Below are 20,314 nucleotides of genomic sequence, written 5' to 3'. Positions count from 1 at the left end.
GTATGCTGGAATTGCTCCCTCCTACACTTGTAAGTCAATATGTAGAATTTATGCAGCCACAAACATTTGAAGAATTGACTGCAATAGACATTCCTATGAGCATCACAGCATAAGCATTTTCAATGTACAAAACTCTTTGCCTTAAAATAACAAAGCTAGCCGCCTAAAAGATAATTCAACTGAATTTGAATATTTGTAGTTGAACCCGCCACTAGAACAGCAGCATCATTAAATTTGGGTGGACCAGTCAGGATAACTGGATTTTCTGAAAATCCAAATCCTTCCAGTGGAATTCCTAAACCATTGCGATTCGCTTTTTTGTCGCTATTGGTATCATGAAGAACCGCAACAGCATAACTTCCTGGTTGTAAATTCTTAAAGGTAATTGATAATGGCATTGTTGCGCTTGCTACGCATTGACTTTGTATGGCGCTAGAACTGTTGCTAGGAAAGCCTCTACTACTTGCAAATAAACTTAAACAAACTTGCCCTTGTTGATTTTTCAGCCCCTTAATCTCAACGGTTAACTGACTCTTTTGTTTGAGTCCCGCAGAGGATGGACTCGCTATTCCTCCAACTATTGGAAGAACCAAGGTAACAGCTAAAAGTTTCAGCAAGCCTATCGGTTGTCTTACTTTAATTTCTTTTGCATTCAGGGTAGTTAACAATTTACTATATCTGTGCATTTTGCATCTCCTTTATAGGGTTTTATAGATTTCTATTGAACGCTCAGTAGCTTCAAAGCATGACTCGTCAAAACAAGAATGCGAAAAGATTTACCTAACGCTCGGTAGGCAACAACCAAAAAAATTAACGCCTTTGAATTCCTTCTAGCAAAATCAAGATCATCTCATTAACTATCTCCCTCTTATGGGACACAGGTTCTGAAGAATAAACAACAGAGACACTTTCTAATAAAGACAGCAGAAAGCCGACAAGCAATTTCGGTCGAACAGCACTAATTCGATGATTTGCTTGAGCAGTTGTAAAGACTTGTCCAACAGGTTCAAAGATGGCTTGGTTAATTGCATTTGAAAGACGTACCCTAGCTTCCTGACTGAGAGAAGGCATATCTGCCTGCATCATGCTGTGAAAGTTGATGGGCTGTTGAGAAAGAAACCAATCGGCAACTCCCTCAAGTTGCGATCGCAACTCTCCCTCTGCTCGGTTTAGCACGTTCTGTAATCCAACTCGATGACGTTCAAACAAACGCTCCCTGACAGAAACGAATAGTTCCTCTTTACTGGAAAAATGATAATAAAGCGATGCTTGACGCATCCCTACCGCTTTAGCGATGTCACGCATCGTTACCGCAGTGTAACCTCTCGCTTGGAACAGCGATTCAGCCACATCAAGAATGCGATTTCGCCCATCTGCTTGTTTATCTGAGATTGGGTCTTGAGAATCAGGAATCACTACTATATTAGTGAACGTTCGGTAGGCTTAATTGATAAGAAATTTAACAAAAATTTAGGTAATGTGTCAAGAGTTAGAATTAAAAAATTAAGTTAATTTACGAGTGCGATCGGCAAACTAGCTGCGGCGCTAGCTTGAAGCGTCGCAGCTAGTGCGGGATCGGACGGCACAAGCAAATCGGTGAAGTATCGATCAACAACAGTCCATTGCTCGTGAGCCCATAGTTACTTTACTTTTGAGACGCACCGACAGCAGCTGGTTCACCAAGTATCTTGGTGAATCGTTCTATGTAATAGCTGACAGGATTTTCAACTGCCCGTATTGATTCGCGATCGCGCACTACACTCCACCATTTCTGCAAGCGGGGTGTCTCTGTAGGTAAAGTAAAGTTGCGGAAATGTTCTAACAGAGGTAAGCGTTCAAACCAAGGATAGAAGCTGATATCAACTAAGGAGAACGTTTCGCCCAACCAGTACGGACCATTACCAGATAGCTTGCTTAAGCCTTCTTGCTCAATGTACAACAGAGATTCCAAGAATTCTCTTTGTCCCTGTTCTCGTTCTTGCGTATCTTTTCCACGTAAGAATTTGTTAAACGCAGGTACAAGGCGAGTGTTGGCGTAGTCGATCCAGATGCGGGCGATCGCACGAGATGCTGGATGGCTCGGCAATAAAGGTGGTTCTGGAAAGACTTCATCAAGATACTCGTTGATGATGGCAGACTCATAAATCGCGACATCATTATGTTTGATGGCTGGGACTTTGCCATAGCGAGAAACTTGAGTAAATGCTTCTGGTTTGTTTTGTAAGTCAATTTCAATAGGGGTAAAGTCAATTCCTTTTTCTAGCACAACAACACGAGTTCTTTGAGAAAAAGTAGAGCCTTTGGCAAAGTAAAGCTGGATGGTGCTCATTTGACTATTTCCTTATTTAGTGCTGTAAAAAATGAAAGGCGTTAGGGAGCAGAGAGCGGGAGCCACGGAATGGAGGTTACAAGGGGAGAGACTTGTACTATACCCCCTGCTCCTTTGATGAACTATAAATTTAGCTAGCAAGTATTTGTACTAGCCAAATAAATAGTACTATTTATCGCCCAAATTACCGTATATTTAGATAGAAGTATTTCACAGTCTTTGCAAAAACACAAGTCTTTTTACATCAGTTACAGTATTCATACGTCAGGGGACAAAGGTAAACTGTTTGCGTCAAACCCACAGCATACAGATAGACGACCCCATATGAGTATGCGTTTGTACGGAAAAAAGAACGGGCTTTCATCTTCTAAATACTCCATCAACTTCTCGCGATACCGTTGTATAAATCGCTCGTATGTTTCTGTATCTAGTTGTTGCTCATAGGCAGTCAGTAATGTTCCCCGATACCACTCTATAACTGCTTCTCGTGATGGCAATACGTGTCCGTATATTTGCAACCTCACTTCTTGTTCTACAAACCCCAATTTATAAAGTAGCCGCGCATACTTTTCCGGTGATAACACCTCTAAGCGCCGTACATATCCCCCTAATTCTTGACTGAATTCCTGTGCTACCTCTGCGGCTACAGTATGTACTGGTTCTGAATCCATTGCAGGAACTTGTACAGCAAGTTGTCCGCCTAATTGCAGTTTTGCACGTAACTTTTCAAATAATACCTCGTGTCCTGTGACCCACTGCAAAGCAGCATTAGAAAACACTAAATCAAATTTGCCCTGTACGGAGTTTTCTTCAATACGTCCTTGCTCAAACCGCAACCCGTGCCCTTCAAACTCACGTGCTGCCTGCAACATCTTCTCTGAAGCATCCAACCCAATTGTCTCTCGTGCTGCTGTTGTTTCGTGCAAGTATTTTGTCAACTTTCCCGTTCCACAACCAAGATCTAGAACTCGCATACCCTCTTGGCTGCGTACCATATTTACTAAGTCATAGAATGGGCGGCTTCTTTCTGCTTGAAATTTTTCATATTGGGTGGGATTCCATGTGTCGCTAATTACCATATTTTTTACGGCCTCTATTCTATGACGCATAATGAGGAATTTTTATTTGGTTGTTAGTCAATTTTAACTACTAACTACTCACCACTGTAAGGGCGCAACGCGTTGCGCCCCTACTCATTTGTCACTGGTCACCGATCGATATGCAATACAGCTTTACCAACATAGCGCCTATTGAGTAATTGCTGTGCTACCTCAGCGACTTGTGTCCAAGGCGCTTCCACTTCAATATGAGGACGCAATTGACCTGTAGCTACTAAATTCGCAAGCCGTTTCAGACCTACTGCTGCGGATTCGCGTTTTAATTCATGGAACAGAATCAGACCATATAAACTTGCACCGCCAGTTCCATAAAAGCGTGAAGCATTAAATGTTACTTCAGACCCTGCTGATGTACCAAACAGTACTAACACACCATCTTGTGCTAATAAGCCAAGGCCTGTACCAAGTACTGCGCCGCCTACAGAGTCTAAAATCAAATGATAAGGACCAAATTCACTGGCAGGTGAGAGATCTTCGCCAATGACAACCGACTGTGCTCCTGCCGCTTTCACCAAAGCTTCGTAATCTGGGTGACGAATGTGTGCAACTATATGCGCTCCTGATAACTGTGCTAGTTGAATCGCAAAATGTCCTACCGCTCGATAAAGTTTACCCAAAGTTACCCACAAGTGGATAATGTTGGAAAAACCGGAAAGATAGCGGTCAATCTTTCCTCCCTTGAAGGATTCACGCCTTCACAGACGGATGGGGATTAGGACTCCCATGCTTGTGCCGAAGCTTTAGAAACCCAAGATTTCCGGTGTTCGCCAAGCCGTCACCCGCAGACCCTGTTAGAGTAGGTGTACCGAACCAAGCATTACGAGAACCGGGCTTCAAGTAATGCTTATTGAATCTCTGCCAATGTGCAAAGACGTGCTGACGAGCTTCGGGTTGAATCGAAGTCTGAAAGGCGTATCTCGCTGGCATTCTCTCATAGTAAATGTTCATCCCACGACGCGCTAAAACTAGACCCGCCGCACTGTCGCTTCCCATACCATAGCGTCTCATATATTTGACAACGCCGATCTGGCTAGAATATTTGGGACTTACCTCAATAATCTTGATGCCTAGTTTTAAGCATCTAGCTTTTAACAATTCTTTGAACTTGGCATATGCAAAACCGGATAACATTCGATTGTATTTCCGACCGCGTTTATACTGTTTCTTCTTTTCCGAAAAGTCTAACTTCTCAATAACAATTGGTTTCAATGTAGCTAGCGCTCTGTTGGTCAGTTCTGTAATAGCATCAGCCAATCTTGCTTCTGTTTGGTCAGTTGAGCATGAATGCAGATCTAAATTGACTTTTCCCCATGCTACAGGATTTCCGTGCCGATTTGTAGCACACCAACCAATAGATCCGGGATTAATATCTAAACCTATGCACCCTGCATATTTATCATCACTAGTGATAGAAAAGTTAACTAAACAAGTAATAGCGACTACCCACTTCCCTTTGTTATTTTTGCTAAATACATAGGTGAGCGCGTTGTTTAATGCCCAAGCGGTAACTATCTTGTCATAACCATGATTATTAATTTTGTAGAGTGGTAACTGTACTTGTTCGCCAAACGTTTCTTCTAGAAAATAAGGAACACGAATTTTAAGCAGTGGAATAACATCTGGAATTAGCTGACATATTTGATTACTGTTAGTTTCGTTGGTACTACCAACAAATGTTACTTTCCCTAGGTTACCCAGATTAACCTTGACGCCGCGTTGAACAAATGCAGCCCTCCGGTCTAAATACATCCTAAAGGAGCGCTTTTTCTGATGTAATTGCTGTTTAGCTAATTGTAAGTAAGTTTTACCATGTGGTTGACCATTAATGGGACAGGCGTCATCAAACTCAGGTGTTTTCTTAAGTACAGATACCTTTTTCAGCTTTCCTGCTTTAGTTTTTTGGGGATATTTGATGGCTTTATTATATATCTCTACGGCACGGACATATTCCCGGTGATTCTTCAGTCGTTTGGTCAACCGTTCAATTTCTGCCTTAACTGATTTTAGTTTAGCGTCTAGCGTATCTAGATGTCTTTTCTGGCACAATGAAGCCGATTCTAACTCACCTGAAACAAAATTAATGACACTGTTGGCATGGCGCTTATTTACTTTAAAAGAGTTTTGAATTAAAGAGTTTAACTTCTCTTTTTTTATGTCACTTTGCAAGCCGTCTAATGCCACAAGAGACATTTCGGCTGCTACAGGTGAAAACTTTTCTAACATCTCAAGAGTCTGTATTTCACCCGTTAAATTATTATCAATCTGAGTCACATATGTTTGGTAAACTTGCGGCATTACCTGTTCCCCTCAATTACATTAGATATTCCCTCGATTAATTTTTTATTCTTCTTACTTCTAGCGCCATACATCCGCGCTGAAAATACTGTAATCAATTCAATCATGTCTTGTACTAACTCTTGCTCAAAGGTAATTTCTTCGTTGGTCTTATTAATAATGACCACTTCAGTTTCAAATTCCTCACAGATTGCAAAAACCAACTCCGCACCAAATCTTAATAACCTATCTTTGTGCGTCAGTACAAGACGGCTGACATCTCCTTGCATTATGCGTTTGAGCAGTCTTTGAAGACCTTTTTTCTGGTAGTTCAGACCCGATCCTAAGTCTTGAATGGTTTCAAACTGCCATCCATTAGCACTGCTAAAAGCTTCTAAAACTTGAGCTTGACGAACTAAATCTGCTTTTTGGTCGTGGCTTGAAACACGAGCATAGTTAATGGTTATGCGTTCATCTAATTGCTTGAGGTCTCGTGGTGTAATACGTTTAATATCAGCCAGAAAAAATCTTCTTTGACCTGTGGGTGAACGTTCTGATTTAATCTTTCCTGAATCTGCCCAACGTCTTAAAGTTTTCGTGGAGACGCCTAATTCTTTTGCTGCATCTCCAATACTAATCGTCACTTCTGATGTACTTTCCATATCAACTCAACTGATATAGACTACCTCACTATACTTGCTCATTCTGGAAAGAATGTCAATATTTGTCTAACAATTAACTTACAGTTCCTAGCCCCTCCTGATGCACCTGTAATTAAAACTGGACGACTTAGAAGAGAACCGCCCTTAAGCAACGCGTGGTATGCGGTTAAACCGGCTACAGGTAGTGTTGCAGCTTGAGCAAAGGATACGTTGGCAGGGAGTTCGGCGAGAGCATCTGTAGAAACAGGTACAAGTTCCCCCCAAGCACCGGAACGTACCAAGCCTACTACACGTGCTCCTTGAGGGAGACCAGATCCATCACCCGCAGGAGTTTCTATTGTACCTGCTAAGTCCCAACCGGGCTGCCAACCCGCATCTGCAGTAGTCGATCGCCTGACTTCTCCTCGATTTAAGGAAATTGCTGCGACTCTGACTATGGCTTGATTGGGAGCAGGTGTTGGTGCATCTACCTCATGGAGCGCCAAACGTCCTTGCACGTTTGGATCGACAATCACAGCACGTATTTTACCCATAGAAAACATCCTTACGTTAAGTAAATAAAATTAACTTTTTATACTCAATTTTTGATTGTTTTTACTTAGGCTTCCAATCTTTTCTGAATCTAAACTTCTTTGACTATCTTAGTAATATCTGATAATCTACGGTAAGTCGATAAGTTTTACATAATTAGAAAACTTAGAAAAGTAAGGTATCACAGATAATTGCAGTAAGCAAGCACTTTATTAATAATTAATAATTTGTCATATGTAATTTGCTGTTAAGTGCTGTACTTAAGGTACGAAAATTTGAATAAAGAGTTTGATTAATGATCTACTACTAAATAATTCTTATGCAAGTACAAGATACAATTGCAAAACATCAACAGGATAACCGTCCACCTGTAGCAATAGGTCATGTAAGATTGGTTGTGACTGATGTCCCAAAAGCTACTGAATTTTTCTTGAAGCTTGGGCTACGACACATCACTCAATCAGATGAATTTGCGGTTTTAGAGTTAAGGGGAGGAACACACTTAGTAATAAGAAAAACATCAGAATCTATTTCATCGGGAACAAATGCTCCCTTTGATCTGATGGTGGACGATATTTTAGCTGCAAGGCAAACCTTCACAGACTGGGGACTGACGGCTTCTGAAATTACAATCGGTAGAGTTCACGAATCCTTTGTTCTCACTGGACCGGATGGCTACTTAATTACAATAACTTCCTCACATACTGGTGGCAGGATTGTTTAAGCAAATCAGCCCAATAGTCAGAGATGCAGCACTAACGCTAAAGTGTTAGCGCCGATAGGCACCTATAAGAAGTGCCTGTCCTCCCTCTCGCTGGGCTGCTTTAAGCACTGCATTCACTTGTTTGAGAGCATTTGGGATGTTAGAGTCCGACTTAACCCTAATCAGGTAACAATAGCTGTGGATGTTCCCATCAAGTGGTGTTGAGTTTACGTTTACAACATGAAAGCCTGTGTCTCGCAGTTCTGCCACGATGCGGGAAAATATTCGGGAGCCAGAAGGTGCAAGAAGCGCAATAATCAAATGGTTCGGATTAGTCGTGAAGGTAGCTTGAGTTGTCTTTACAATTATCCAGAAATTTGTTTTGTAGTCGTTATCTTGGATGTTATTCGCAAGTGTCTCCAGCCCGTAAACTTTAGCAGCACCGGGTGCAGCGACGGCGGCGGCTGTGCCATCTCCGTTAGAGACTTCTTTAGCAGCAGCAGCAGTGGAATTTGCTTCCACTAATGGGATGTTTGGAAAATGTTGCTGCAAATATGTTGCTACCCCCCGCAAAGCATTAGGGTGTGAAATAATTTTTTTGATATCACCTGCTTGCGTACCGGGCTTAACAAGAAGACTGGAGGTAATTGGGATTGTCACTTCATCAATAACTCGCCAACCCGGATCTAATTCCTGAAATATGAGGCGATAAGTTTCAGCAACAAAGCCACTATCTGAATTTTCTACTGGTATAAGTCCGCGAGGCACTTCACCGCTCTTAATAGCAGTTGTGATTGCTGCAATCGTACTGTAGGGAACTGCTTGCTCGAATCCCGGCATTGTAGACTGATAAACTTTAGTTGCTTGCTCTGAGTAAGTGCCTTTCGGTCCGAGGTAGCCGAATTTTTCAGCCACTGCCAATTTGAGTTGTGTGACTGTAGACAACCCGAGCACAACGGCGGTGACACCAGCAAGACTCAGGAGCAAACGCATAATAAAGCTTTTTTGAAGAAAGAATGATTAATTTACAAATTATTTTACAGTAGATAGCTCATCTTTTAGGAGTTAGAAAAATATCTACTGTAAGGAATAGTTACAATTTTTGTATAGCAAGTAACTTTTTGCTCAAATAGTAAAAAATCTCTTTTAGTCACAGCTATCAGAAGCGTGAAAAGCTGTGAAGCAAATCTACCGCGAATAGTCAACTACCTACACCTCCTCCGGGCGAGTGTGGGACTCCTTGCGGATTATGTTGAATGTCTACTTCTGAGAGTCTAATTCAAGTTAGGCTCTCATATTCTAAATTGAAAAGGATAGAAAAATGGTTCAAAGTATAGATAAAGCTCACTATACAACTACCGAGCTAGATAGACTCGCACAAGATTTAAATAGGGATGGAATCTGTGTGATTCGCGGTCTTTTTGATAAAAAACTGATTGAAGAGTGGGCACAAGCTTTTGAAAAGTTATTTCGAGAGCGTCAAAATCAACTAGGTGGGCTAGCTCCTCGTGAAGTTGCTCGTTACTATCTAACATTTCCTTGGGTTCTTCCATTTGCTAATGAGTTGGTTTTTGCCAATCCAACGATTTTGGGCATCCTCGATCGCGTATTTTTTCAAGAATACGTGATGGTTCAGTTAGGAGCCGATATCCCGGTGCAAGGCTCAGATTATCAAGAAATTCACCGAGATTTTCGCCCCCTGTTCTCAGACCAGATAGTAACACCACTTTATGCCCTGGCTGTTAACTTTCCTTTAGTTGAAGTCACGGAAGAGAATGGACCATTCCAGATGGCACGTGGGACGCATTTTCTATCGCGTGACGAGGGACTGGCAAAGATTGCGAGTGGAGAAATCCCGATGGAATCTTTTTATATGCAATCAGGTGACGCAATTATCCGCTCACCTCTCGCACTGCATCGAGGTTCACCAAACAGAACTTATCAGCCGAGACCAATGGTAGTTATGGGCTATGTCATGCATTGGTTGCATACAGCAAAAGTGGATTTGACTGTCCCGCGAGACTACTATGAGAGCCTCCCTGAGAAACTCAGGCAGTTGTTGCGATGTCAAGTGGTAGAGCAATTGCCAAAGGAAAAAGTAGAAACTTATATCAATTTCAAGTATTAAAAAGAGAGCGTTTACGTACAATAAATCATCATTTCTTCTTTATAAAAAGAAATGATTAATAACAAATGATGTTGCTCAAAGCAGAACACTGACACATAGATAGAGGTTTAAGCAAGGGAAACGGAGGAAGATTTGTTATCTTCCTGTTGCACTTACTACAGACACAATGTCTCATATGGAGCCAATACCAGAAACTCTCACTCAAACACGTACTTACACCAATCCAGTCTACAAAGGCTATTTCGCCGATCCTTTTGTCTGGAAGCACCAGGACATATACTATGCGATCGGAACTGGTGCAGCAGAAGCACAAGGACAGATAGATGAAATCGCAGATGCGACAAGTACTGACTCCGCCAACAACTTGCGCGTCTTTCCTCTGTTACGCTCTTTTGATTTCCTCAACTGGCATTTTGTTGGTAATGCCCTGAAGCGTCCAGACCCCGCGCTTGGCGATCGCTTTTGGGCACCCGAAGTTGCATACAGTGAGGGCAAGTTCTACCTCTACTACTCTGTGGGACACGAGGACAAAAATCATCAGTTGCGCGTTGCTACTAGCGATACTCCCTTAGGTCCTTATGAGGATGTTGGAGAACCGTTAGTAGATCCTAATTCTTGTCCCTTTGCGATCGATCCGCATCCATTCCGTGATAATGATGGACAATGGTATCTCTTTTACGCTCGCGATTTTCTGGATACTGAAGGCGGTATGCGTGCTGGGACTGCTCTCTATGTAGATCGCCTCGAAAGCATGACAAAGCTATCCGGCTTTGGGAAAACTGTTTTACGGGCGCGTTCGGATTGGCAGAGGTTTCTAGCTAATCGTTTAATGTACGGTGAAATTTTTGATTGGCATACTTTGGAAGGTCCTTGTGTTAGGAAACATGAAGGTCGATACTACTGTTTTTATAGCGGTGGACGTTGGGAAACGGAGAACTATGGTGTGGATTATGGAGTGGCTGACAATGTTATGGGACCTTACTCAGATGCAGGTAACGAAACAGGACCACGCGTGCTGCGATCGCTTCCCGGTCATGTTCTCGGACCCGGACACAACTCGATTGTTCTAGCTCCCGACCACAAGACTGAGTACATCATTTACCATGCTTGGGGAATAAATATGGCGGCGCGGCAGATGTGTATGGACAAGCTCATCTGGACGCTTGATGGACCGCGTTGCAACGGTCCTACTTGGACACCGCAAACCATCACTGAAAAAGTATGAAAGAGCGAAGCTAATTATAGTAGCGCTATCCTAATCCTAGGATAGCGCTTTTTTTCTTATTAAATTCAGGGATAATATATAGAAATTTACTCCCTGAGGTTTACTATAAATTGAGCGTGCTTTAATTTATTAAACTGCACGACGGGTGAGTAAATTCCATATGAAAATAGCGACAAGCGCACCAACGACTGCTAACGCGATACCGGGGATACTAAGACTAGTAGCAGCCAGTGAAAATTGTCCCGTGCTAAAGAATACTCCTAAGCTACCACCTACAAAAGCACCGATAATTCCTAACAAGATTGTTCCCAAGATTCCACCACCTTGGTGACCGGGGTAGATAGCTTTAGCTATAGCTCCAGCAATGAGACCTAATACAATCCAAGCAATAATGTTCATTGTTTTAAATGGGGTAAACTTTTCTTTTGACAATTACACAATAACAACTCGAATATGAATGTCCAATCTGTCATCAGAATTAATTATTCACGAGCCTTACGGATGAGGTTACTTGGGTTATTTCTTAAGACATACATTGCTATTGAGAAAGATTAAAAAACTCCTAGTTAGGTCTCAAACTAGGAGGGAAGAAATTCATTGCTTGGTAATTGCAGTATAGGAATTTTTAAGAACTAATCTGTTCTACCAAAGGAATAAAACTCCAGCATGAAGATTCGTCCTACGTAGCAAGCTTATTTGGGCTTATTTGGGAAACACAAGTTTTATTTTTACTGTTAAAAATGGTAAGTGACGGAAATTAGCTGCTTTAATCTTCTTGCATAAAGCCTAGTGGTCCACCACATTAATTTTGATGGGTGAGCGAGACTTTGTACCACCTCGTTCCCAGGCTGCAGCCCAGGAACGAGGTGGGGGGTCAGACCTATCATTCGCCTACAGCATCCGAGAGGAGGGTGAACGACAGGGAAGGGAAACCATAATATTTAGTTTATCTAACAATTAGCCAAAAATAAAATTTGATTAACGTATATTTTGGTTACAAAGGGGTTGTATTTTTGCTGTACCCTGTGCAATACTGCTGGATAAATCTCCAGTAAATCAATCAAGTAACAGTAGTTAAAACTTCTGTAATAGACAGCATAATCGTGTATAACTGACATCCGCAAGCCCCTGTTGGACTAAACGGGAAATGGTGCCGTGAAACTTGAATTGCCTGAGATTCTACGGAATTAACACATCAAAAATTACATACACAAGGGAGCAATTATTATGACTGTAGCTCTGGAACGCCCCAAAATGAAAACGCGCTCGGCAGAAATTCGCGAACGACTGGGGTATCCCATCATTGATACTGACTTACACACCCAAGAATTCCCTCCAGCTTTCCTGGATTATTTAGAGCAAGTCGCTGGTACTGCAATTGTAGAACACTTCCAAGACCACTTACCTGGTTCATCCCGCTCTAAATGGTTCAAGCAAACTTGGGAAGAGCGTCGCGCATACCGCACTACACGTCCTCCCTTCTGGACTCGTCCCACCGATGATGCCTTAAATTTAGCTACCATTAGCTTACCCAAACTGCTACACGAGCGCTTGCAAGAAGCAGGTACAGACTTTGCTGTTGTGTATCCCAACTTAGCAACTCTGGCTCCCCATATTGGCAATGAGGATATGCGACGAGCAGTATGTCGTGCGGCTAACACCTATCATGCTGATATTTTCCGTCCTTATAGCGATCGCCTAACACCAATCGCCACCATTCCCATGCACACACCCCAAGAGGCGATTGAAGAGTTAGAATACGCAGTGAAAGTTTTGGGATTAAAAGCCATACAAATTCCCGGTCATATTCGCCGTCCAATTCCTGCTTTTGAGAAGTATGGTGAGGAAGTCGCAAATGAAGCCATCTGGATTGATACCTTTGGCTTAGATAGCAAGTACGACTATGACCCCTTCTGGGAGAAGTGCGTAGAACTCAAAGTTGTACCCACTACGCACTCTAGCGGTATGGGTTGGATAAATCGTCGCTCCATTTCTAACTATCAGTACAACCATATTGGTCACTTTGCTTCTGCTGGTGAAGCTCTATGCAAATCCCTGTTTTTTGGTGGTGTGACCTACCGCTTCCCTACCTTAAAATTTGCTTTTTTAGAAGGTGGTTCAGCTTGGGGTGCGAGTCTTTACGCCGATTTAATTTGGCACTGGGAAACTCGCAACAAAGACCACTTGTTGGAGAATAACGATCCTGCCAATATTAATCGTGAAGAACTGTTAGAGTATTACGTTCGGTACGGTGGCGAACTAGTACATGGTCGCTTAGAGCAACTAGGAAGCGGTTTGGGCTTCCACGCTGACTTGATATCTCCCACAGATCCAGGCGAACAAGATGAATTTGCCTTAGCAGGAGTTAAAACTCCAGAAGATGTGCGTACACGCTTCTTAAATCACTTTTACTTTGGTACAGAGTCAGATGATACCCGTGTAGCCCATGCCTTTAACCGCAAAGCCAATCCCTATGGCGATCGCGTCAAAGCCTTTTTGGGTTCTGATTCCGGACATTGGGACGTACCTGACATTACAGCTGTAACTGCCAACTCTTACTCCTTTGTTGAACGTGGCATTATCACAGAAGAAGATTTGCGCTATTTCTTATCCATACATCCATTAGAGTTATACACCAGTCTCAACCGTGACTTTTTCAAAGGTACAGCTGTCGAACAAGCAGCAGATGAGTATTTAGGGAGTAGGGAGTAGGGAGTAGGGGGACAAGGAGGACAAGGGGGACAAGGGGGACAAGGGGAGAAGGACGCATTTCTAATACCCAATGCCCAATGCCCTTTTGCCCAATGTCCTTTTGCCCAGTATCAACATTTTGTAAAATCAGGAGAAGGCATCATGACAATTGCTTTAGACCGTCCAACCCAAAAAACCAAATCTGCTCAAATTCGTGAAAAATTGGGTTATCCGATTATTGATACTGATGTTCATACCCAAGAATTTGAACCAGCAGTCTTGGATTATTTAGAAGAAGTTGCTGGAAGTGCAATTGTTGAACGCTTTAAAGAACATTTACCAGGAGCTTCTCGCTTTAAATGGTACAAGCAAACTTGGGAAGAACGTTTCGCTTATCGCACTAACCGTCCTAACTGGTGGGGACGCCCGACGAAAAACACACTAAATTTGGCTACTATCAGCTTGCCGAAGTTACTACACGAACGCTTGCAAGAAGCAGGTACAGATTTTGCTGTGGTGTATCCTAACTTAGCTACAATGGCACCAAATATCGGTAATGAAGAAATGCGGAGGGCCGTGTGTCGAGCAATTAATAACTATCATGCTGATATTTTCCGCCCATACTCTGACCGTCTCACACCAATTGCTGCAATTCCCATGCACACTCCCCAAGAGGCAATAGAAGAGTTGGAATATGCAGTAAAAGTGCTTGGTCTGAAAGCCATTCAAATCCCCGGTTACGTTCGCCGTCCGATTCCTGCCTTTGAGAAGTATGGCAAGGAAGTTGCAAATGAGGTGGTTTGGATTGATAACTTTGGTTTGGATAGCGAATATGATTACGACCCTTTCTGGGAGAAATGTGTGGAACTTAAGGTTGTACCGACTACTCACGCTTCCAGTCAAGGTTGGACAACTCAACGTTCCGTTACCAACGCTCAGTACAACCACATTAACCACTTTGCCTTCGCTGCGGAAGCACTGTGCAAATCTTTATTCTTTGGTGGCGTTACCCGTCGCTTTCCCACTTTAAAATTTGCTTTCATGGAAGGTGGTTCCGCTTGGGGCGCAAGTTTGTATGCTGATATTATTTGGCATTGGGAAACTCGCAACAAAGAACATTTGTTGACCAAGAATAACCCTGCTCTTGTAGATAAAGAAGCACTTAAAGAACTCTACATTCATTATGGTGGAGAACTGGTGCATGGACGCTTAGATGGATTGGGTGATGGTCTGGGATTTCACAGCAAACATTTTGCACCCCAAGATCCAGGTGAGCTAGATGAATTTGCTCTCGCTGGTATTGAGAAGCCGGAAGATGTACGCGATCGCTTTTTGAATCACTTCTACTTCGGTACGGAGTCAGATGATACCCGTGTAGCTCAAGCCTTTAACCGCAAAGCCCTTCCTTTTGGCGATCGCGTAAAAGCTTTCTTAGGTTCTGATGCTGGTCACTGGGATGTACCTGATATTACCAGTGTGGCTGCTAATGCTTACTCTTTAGCAGAACGGGAAATCATTACCGAAGAAGATTTGCGCTACTTCTTGTCGATTCACCCATTGGAGTTATATACCAGTCTGAATCGTCACTTTTTCAAAGGTACGGCTGTCGAAAAACAAGCAGAGGAATATCTCTATAGTGTTGGTCGTTAATTAATCACTTCAGACATTGCCCTCAAGGTATAAGACCTGTACTGAGAGGGCAACGACCTGCTAATACTCCAGTTTCTTCGTAGTCTATAGGAACAAATATATTACCTTGATTTGAGCACGGAGAACGCACAACTTTAGCTGATTGAACTAAATCTTCTCTGCGATCGCCATGTAAATCGCCTTCATGCACAAAACTTATTGTCCCAGTAGCTCCCTGTGCTCTAAAATCTTCTTTAGATAAGGTTTGTTGTAGGTTTTCACGATTAGGGTTAGGGATTTTTCTCAAGGCTTCAATCAATGCCTGAGCAGCATCGTAAGCTGAAGCAGCCCGCGAGTAAACTTCTCCGCCTTGCCATAAATTTTGTGCTTCCTTGGAAAATTCTTGATTGGGACTATTTATTGCTATCCATGGGATAGTGATGACTAAACGTTCTACTGCGTCTTTTCCTAAAAGTAGTACATCCCGACTCTCAAGAGTATTGGCTCCCACCATCCAAAAACGACTTTGGTTGGCTTGGATTAACCGAATAGCATTTGCGAAAGAGTAACGACTCGTTCCTCCATCGGGGATTATAACGAGCGCTGTAGCACCTCTTTTGTCATTAGATGTATCCTCGCAAATTCATTGGCACGATGTTAATTCTGATAGGATTTGCTGGAGAGACATCAGTAGCAAAAAATTTCTTTGATGCTTTGCAAGATCCCTGACTTCTAGGAGGATACAGATCTTTCGCGATACAGGAGGCGGAGCCTCTAGTAAGGCATTCCCAGGCAGAGCCTGGGAACGAGGTGGTAAGAAGTTTCGACTGCTCATCAAAATTAATGTGGTGGAGTACTGGTGAAGAATTCTACTTCCTTTAGCACTTCATCCATCGGATAATCTGGATCGGCAAAATTGAGCGATACTTCACATCGAGTTAATGGAAAAGGTTCTAACAATTTATCTTTTTCCCAACTCTCCAATCGCCACCACAAAGTTTGCACTGCTATTTCTCTACCCTCAACAAACTCAAAGGTAATTTCACCAATATTATTTAAGCCCACAATTTCTTTGCCTATTGTTTTATTAGAAGTGTAATCTCGGTAATTTTTTGCCATTGCTAAGTATTTCTCTAAAGGTTGCTTGCGATTTTGACCGGGCAGAGGAGCTTTGACAGAATAGGGTATGGTAAAATGAGAGTCTTGTGGTTCGTTGATACCTTCTAAATCGGCAGATAAAAAATCAATGCGGTACCACCATTCGGGTTGTTTGTTAATTTGTAGCGATCGCAAGAAACTCCTTTCGTTTACTAAATTTAATTTAGCAGGGTTACCTTGAAGTATTAAGGGCAAACACTGAACTGTCTGTTCCACACTTTGGTCAATGAAAGTATAGACATTACCAACTTGCAGGCTCTTTTGTTCTGGATTTTCCCATCCCAAAACTTCTACTGAGGGAAGATCGTTTGTTATGGCAAAAGGGACAAAACCTTGAGTGTGCAATGAATGACTACCGCCAAATCCTTGGGCTTCGTTCTTTAAGGAACTGCTGGTAAATTGGGCAATGACTGTTTGTAATGATGGGTTTTGGGGAGTGCCATCGGCAGACGCGCTTTGGAAGGGATGGGTTGCGGCATATTGCAATCGGGCAGCAAAACTGTAATGAACGTCACCTGATAGAATAATGACACGGTTTTTTTGTTCTGGTACCGCTCTTAATGCAAGTCTTGCTAGTAGCCGTTCAACTGCTGTTTCTTCTAATCCCCAGGCTTCTGGATCGAAACCCCATGCACAAGTTCCTAATTTTTCTGCCATGTTTTTGGCTATCTTTTGTACGGTTTCTAAAAAAGGTAAGCCAATGACTGGGCTTGGGGATACTACTATTGTTATTTTTGTATCTTTTGGGCGAGCTATTTTTGATATTTGTTCATCGCAACCTTCTGCACTTAAAAGTGCCGGAAAATCAAAGTCTTTGTTACCAGGAAATCCGCGCCATGTACGCGTGTCTAAGACTAGAATTTCAAAATTCGGACCAGTGACCGTATAATGCCATTTGAGGGAATTTTCTTTATGTGGTAATTGTCTGGGTTGGCTTTCTCTAATTTCTGCAAGGGTAGGAATACCAATACACCGTGCTATTTCCTGTTCGTAATATGAATCGGTTCCACAAGAATCTGACCACGCTTCAGTTGCTTTCAGTAATGTTTCGCCCGGTTTGTTACTTTCAAATTGGTCTGGTGTATTTCCCCACCCTTGACATAAAGCATACGCAAGCAATCCGTTTTGTAAAATGCGTTTGCCTAAAGGCTGTTTGAGAACGCGATCGCACCACGCCATATTCAGAAACCAGTCATCGGTCATTTCATGGTCATCAAATATCATGTAAGTAGGCACATTTGCCAAACCACGTCTAATATCTTTTAGCGTTGAATTAAATCCTTGTAAGTAGCGCAGTTCTTCTTCAAAGATAGTTTTTTTCTTACCACTTTTTGATATATTGGGGTATACATCTGTCAATTCCGGTAAATTTTCCTGTCTTGTCCACAATACATCACTCCAGGCAAATAAATACATTGCTACAAATTCCCCTAATGTAAATAAGTGACTTTTAGCAATGTTAGAAATTCTATTCATTTTGCTGAGACTAGCTGTTAGCCCAGCCGTATGGGTTGCTAGAGCGTTGCGTTGACCGGGATTTAACTCTTCAAGATGACTAACATCGGGAAGTGGTTCTGTCCAACCCAACAGAGTTTGGGATGCGTCCAAAAGCATGAAAAGTAAAGTATCTGCAACATCATCTACATAAATTTGATCCCCTGTCAAGAAAAGTTGATGAGGTCGTTTTTTAGGATTTTCTTCTAATGCCTCTCTAATGATTTTGTCTAAAGCTGCCAGTGCATCTAGGCTTTCTCCGTGAGGTTTGCGACACGAACCGTGAATAATTCGCAAATCGTTTAGATCCTTTGGGACAAGTGCAAAACTTGGCAATTCATATTGAGGATAGGCAATATCTTTGATAGAACCATCCAAACTGAATACACCTGGTTGATTCAGTGTTTCTTCATTACCAAAGTCTAAATCATATAGATAATTTTCCCCATAATGAAGTAAATTGGGTGATGAAGTTTTGGCAGTAACGGCAACTATATGTATGTGCGTCCCAAGACGAATACTTTTTCGGCTCCCTGTCAATAATAATTGATAACGAATATCAAAGATTTTTAAAGTTACAGTGCGGCTCTCTTTCAAAGCTACCCATACAGTTACAGAATGTGTATCGGTTCTTCTTAGGATTGGCCCAGCAAGAACAAGGGGTAGGTTGTTTATCCGTTCCTTTAAAGGTATCCATGTCATGGAGCTTTTGCAATCAAGAGAGAGGAGATCTTAGTTTTCGCAGTTAAATTATAAAAGAAATATAGATTTAAAAAAGTTTTTAGATTTTAGTTGTTGCATAACAGGTACCAATTTATGGGCATTGGGCATTGGGCTTTGGGCTTTGGGCATTGGGCTTTGAACTGGTTCCCCAGCCCTAATTTGAACATATATTAAGATTTCTATTGAATAAGTAACAACCCATAAACCTTTGTGAATCTTAAGATTTTCTTAAAATAACAAAGTTAGTATTATTCTTATGCATCCAACAGCACCATTATGCTGATGGTTAAAACACACTCAGTTGCAATGGGGTTCGTTATGAAATCTTCTACACTACGTCAGCTATGGTCTGTGATTGAGGAAACTCAAACCAGTATTCTTTTAAACTTTAGCGATACGGAACTCATCCAGCAGTTACTTAAGCAACTCCAAAATCAAAAACTCTTGACTGGAGAAGAACTGAGCACGATAAATGCTTACTTAAGTTCTAGAGTTCCCTTAATTCGGGACATTGCTTTAGCTCGTATGGCATAGCAGGCTCGTCTTTGCCTAAATCTCCGGTCTCAGCAATCGTGTTACATGAGCTACAGGTATTTCTGTAGCAAACCGATCGCTATCTCTGGTACTTCTAGATGGGGCAAGACTCCTGCATCTGCGATCGCATGAAATCCCCGAACCGCAGTAGAATTTAACTTAACCAAACGCTCTCCCAACTTGATACTTATAAATTGCGCTTCTTTTCCCCAGAAGACAACTGTTGGAACAGTTAGTTGTTGAATATACAAACTTAAGTCAAAGTATAAATCCCCGCGTAAAAATGCTAATGCGGCAAATTTAGCATTGGGCTGTTGTGCAGAAGCTAAGTAAGCCTGTACCATCTCTTGAGAAACACGTTGTGGATTTGCAAAAAGAAAACTTTGCAAAAAATTGCGTACAGCCAACTCATTTTCCGCACCCAAAATGTAAATCAGATGATCTAATAGAGGTGTATTGATGATTTGCAGGGGAAGCCTGCGCCCCGCACCTTCTCCAAAGTCATCAAATCCTGAAGGACATACCAAATACAGTGCTTTGAATAAAAAAGGTTGGGCAATGGCAAGACGTATCGTTAAAGCGGCTGTTAATGAAGATGCAACCACTGTCACGGGTGTGAAACAAGTTTGCCTGATAAACTCAGCTAAAATTGTCAGGTAATCTTTAACTTGATAATCCCGCACGGGATGAGCAGATTCACCCCAACCAATTAAGTCGGGTGCGAGTATTTGGTGTGTAGTTGCAAATGCCGGGTAAACTTTAGACCATTCATAGGCAGAAGCTCCACCACCAAAATTATGCAGAAAGACAAGGGTTGGTAAATCTTCTATCTCGGACGTTATCCAGGGTACAGCCGTTTGGGTGTAGTAAACCATAAACCCCAAGGATGTATTGATGACTTTTTGCCCAAAACCAGGGGGTTGAAATTGAAGCATAAATTAATACCGCATAATTCGTAATTTGTAATTCGTAATTTTGTAATTACAAATTCTTTCTAAATATTAAGCACGGTTTTCGGAATAGAAAAGACTCAGAGGGTAGTTTCTTGTAGTGGAAAACGTACCCTAGTATAACTTAATTAGGGAATAATTAATAGATAGAGTTAAAAGTAACGA

17 protein-coding genes and 2 pseudogenes are annotated in these 20,314 nt (G+C 42.0%); 6 read left to right on the top strand and 13 right to left on the bottom strand.

Annotated elements, in window-relative coordinates; translation table 11 throughout:
- Nucleotides 1-155: 155 nt before the first annotated feature.
- The 8 genes and pseudogenes from F7734_RS32060 to F7734_RS32025 all read right to left on the bottom strand — a co-directional run.
- Entirely contained in the window at nucleotides 156-686 is a 531-nt protein-coding gene (locus tag F7734_RS32060) for a DUF2141 domain-containing protein (RefSeq protein ID WP_155748597.1), read from the bottom strand.
- Between the two features lie 124 nt (nucleotides 687-810).
- Entirely contained in the window at nucleotides 811-1,416 is a 606-nt protein-coding gene (locus tag F7734_RS32055) for a helix-turn-helix domain-containing protein (RefSeq protein ID WP_347566322.1), read from the bottom strand.
- A 229-nt stretch (nucleotides 1,417-1,645) separates the two neighbouring features.
- Nucleotides 1,646-2,329, bottom strand: coding sequence for a glutathione S-transferase family protein (locus F7734_RS32050; protein WP_155748596.1), 684 nt, complete (start codon nucleotides 2,327-2,329; stop codon nucleotides 1,646-1,648).
- A gap of 257 nt (nucleotides 2,330-2,586) precedes the next feature.
- Complete coding sequence (locus tag F7734_RS32045; protein ID WP_155748595.1) at nucleotides 2,587-3,408, bottom strand: methyltransferase domain-containing protein; 822 nt, start codon at nucleotides 3,406-3,408, stop codon at nucleotides 2,587-2,589.
- Between the two features lie 128 nt (nucleotides 3,409-3,536).
- A pseudogene (locus tag F7734_RS32040) lies at nucleotides 3,537-4,043 on the bottom strand (zinc-binding dehydrogenase); the annotation flags it as partial.
- 91 nt (nucleotides 4,044-4,134) lie between these two features.
- Nucleotides 4,135-5,742 carry an IS200/IS605 family accessory protein TnpB-related protein gene (locus F7734_RS32035; protein WP_155748593.1) on the bottom strand — a complete coding sequence of 536 codons (1,608 nt, stop codon included), beginning with the start codon at nucleotides 5,740-5,742 and terminating at the stop codon, nucleotides 4,135-4,137.
- The gene (locus F7734_RS32030; RefSeq protein ID WP_155748592.1) at nucleotides 5,742-6,383 is read right to left on the bottom strand and encodes an IS607 family transposase; all 642 of its coding nucleotides are present in this window, start codon (nucleotides 6,381-6,383) and stop codon (nucleotides 5,742-5,744) included. The genes F7734_RS32035 and F7734_RS32030 overlap by 1 nt, the downstream gene beginning before the upstream one ends.
- Nucleotides 6,384-6,475: 92 nt before the next feature.
- Nucleotides 6,476-6,916, bottom strand: a pseudogene (locus F7734_RS32025) (alcohol dehydrogenase); the annotation flags it as partial.
- A 317-nt stretch (nucleotides 6,917-7,233) separates the two neighbouring features.
- Between F7734_RS32025 and F7734_RS32020 the strand changes: the two are divergent.
- Nucleotides 7,234-7,638, top strand: coding sequence for a VOC family protein (locus F7734_RS32020; protein ID WP_155748591.1), 405 nt, complete (start codon nucleotides 7,234-7,236; stop codon nucleotides 7,636-7,638).
- A 45-nt stretch (nucleotides 7,639-7,683) separates the two neighbouring features.
- Here the strand turns inward: F7734_RS32020 and F7734_RS32015 are convergent, their stop codons facing one another.
- On the bottom strand, nucleotides 7,684-8,610 hold the full coding sequence (locus F7734_RS32015; protein ID WP_155748590.1) for a prephenate dehydratase domain-containing protein: 927 nt from the start codon (nucleotides 8,608-8,610) through the stop codon (nucleotides 7,684-7,686).
- A 328-nt stretch (nucleotides 8,611-8,938) separates the two neighbouring features.
- Between F7734_RS32015 and F7734_RS32010 the strand changes: the two genes are divergently transcribed.
- Nucleotides 8,939-9,745 (top strand): phytanoyl-CoA dioxygenase family protein, encoded by an 807-nt coding sequence (locus F7734_RS32010; RefSeq protein WP_155748589.1) that lies wholly within the window; start codon nucleotides 8,939-8,941, stop codon nucleotides 9,743-9,745.
- Between the two features lie 166 nt (nucleotides 9,746-9,911).
- Nucleotides 9,912-10,970, top strand: coding sequence for a glycoside hydrolase family 43 protein (locus tag F7734_RS32005; protein WP_155748588.1), 1,059 nt, complete (start codon nucleotides 9,912-9,914; stop codon nucleotides 10,968-10,970).
- Between the two features lie 129 nt (nucleotides 10,971-11,099).
- Here F7734_RS32005 and F7734_RS32000 read toward each other — a convergent pair whose 3' ends face one another.
- Nucleotides 11,100-11,369, bottom strand: coding sequence for a GlsB/YeaQ/YmgE family stress response membrane protein (locus F7734_RS32000; protein WP_155748587.1), 270 nt, complete (start codon nucleotides 11,367-11,369; stop codon nucleotides 11,100-11,102).
- A gap of 828 nt (nucleotides 11,370-12,197) precedes the next feature.
- Between F7734_RS32000 and F7734_RS31995 the strand changes: the two genes are divergently transcribed.
- Together F7734_RS31995 and F7734_RS31990 are read left to right on the top strand one after the other, a co-directional pair.
- On the top strand, nucleotides 12,198-13,682 hold the full coding sequence (locus tag F7734_RS31995) for an amidohydrolase family protein (RefSeq protein ID WP_155748586.1): 1,485 nt from the start codon (nucleotides 12,198-12,200) through the stop codon (nucleotides 13,680-13,682).
- Between the two features lie 141 nt (nucleotides 13,683-13,823).
- A complete protein-coding gene (locus tag F7734_RS31990; RefSeq protein ID WP_155748585.1) occupies nucleotides 13,824-15,311 on the top strand; it encodes an amidohydrolase family protein in 1,488 nt (495 codons plus the stop codon).
- A gap of 22 nt (nucleotides 15,312-15,333) precedes the next feature.
- Here the strand turns inward: F7734_RS31990 and F7734_RS31985 are convergent, their stop codons facing one another.
- On the bottom strand, nucleotides 15,334-15,804 hold the full coding sequence (locus tag F7734_RS31985; RefSeq protein WP_155748584.1) for an ABC transporter substrate-binding protein: 471 nt from the start codon (nucleotides 15,802-15,804) through the stop codon (nucleotides 15,334-15,336).
- Nucleotides 15,805-16,130: 326 nt separating this feature from the next.
- Nucleotides 16,131-18,644 carry a hypothetical protein gene (locus tag F7734_RS31980; RefSeq protein WP_155748583.1) on the bottom strand — a complete coding sequence of 838 codons (2,514 nt, stop codon included), beginning with the start codon at nucleotides 18,642-18,644 and terminating at the stop codon, nucleotides 16,131-16,133.
- A gap of 339 nt (nucleotides 18,645-18,983) precedes the next feature.
- Here F7734_RS31980 and F7734_RS31975 point away from each other — a divergent pair, with 339 nt between their 5' ends.
- Nucleotides 18,984-19,199, top strand: a complete 216-nt coding sequence (locus F7734_RS31975; protein WP_155748582.1) for a hypothetical protein — start codon at nucleotides 18,984-18,986, stop codon at nucleotides 19,197-19,199.
- 50 nt (nucleotides 19,200-19,249) lie between these two features.
- Here the strand turns inward: F7734_RS31975 and F7734_RS31970 are convergent, their stop codons facing one another.
- Nucleotides 19,250-20,134 carry an alpha/beta hydrolase gene (locus F7734_RS31970; protein ID WP_155748581.1) on the bottom strand — a complete coding sequence of 295 codons (885 nt, stop codon included), beginning with the start codon at nucleotides 20,132-20,134 and terminating at the stop codon, nucleotides 19,250-19,252.
- Nucleotides 20,135-20,314: the final 180 nt, after the last annotated feature.

The organism is Scytonema sp. UIC 10036 (assembly GCF_009725235.1).
Note: the sequence above shows the minus strand (reverse complement) of the source record. Positions and strands in the feature narration are given on the sequence as shown.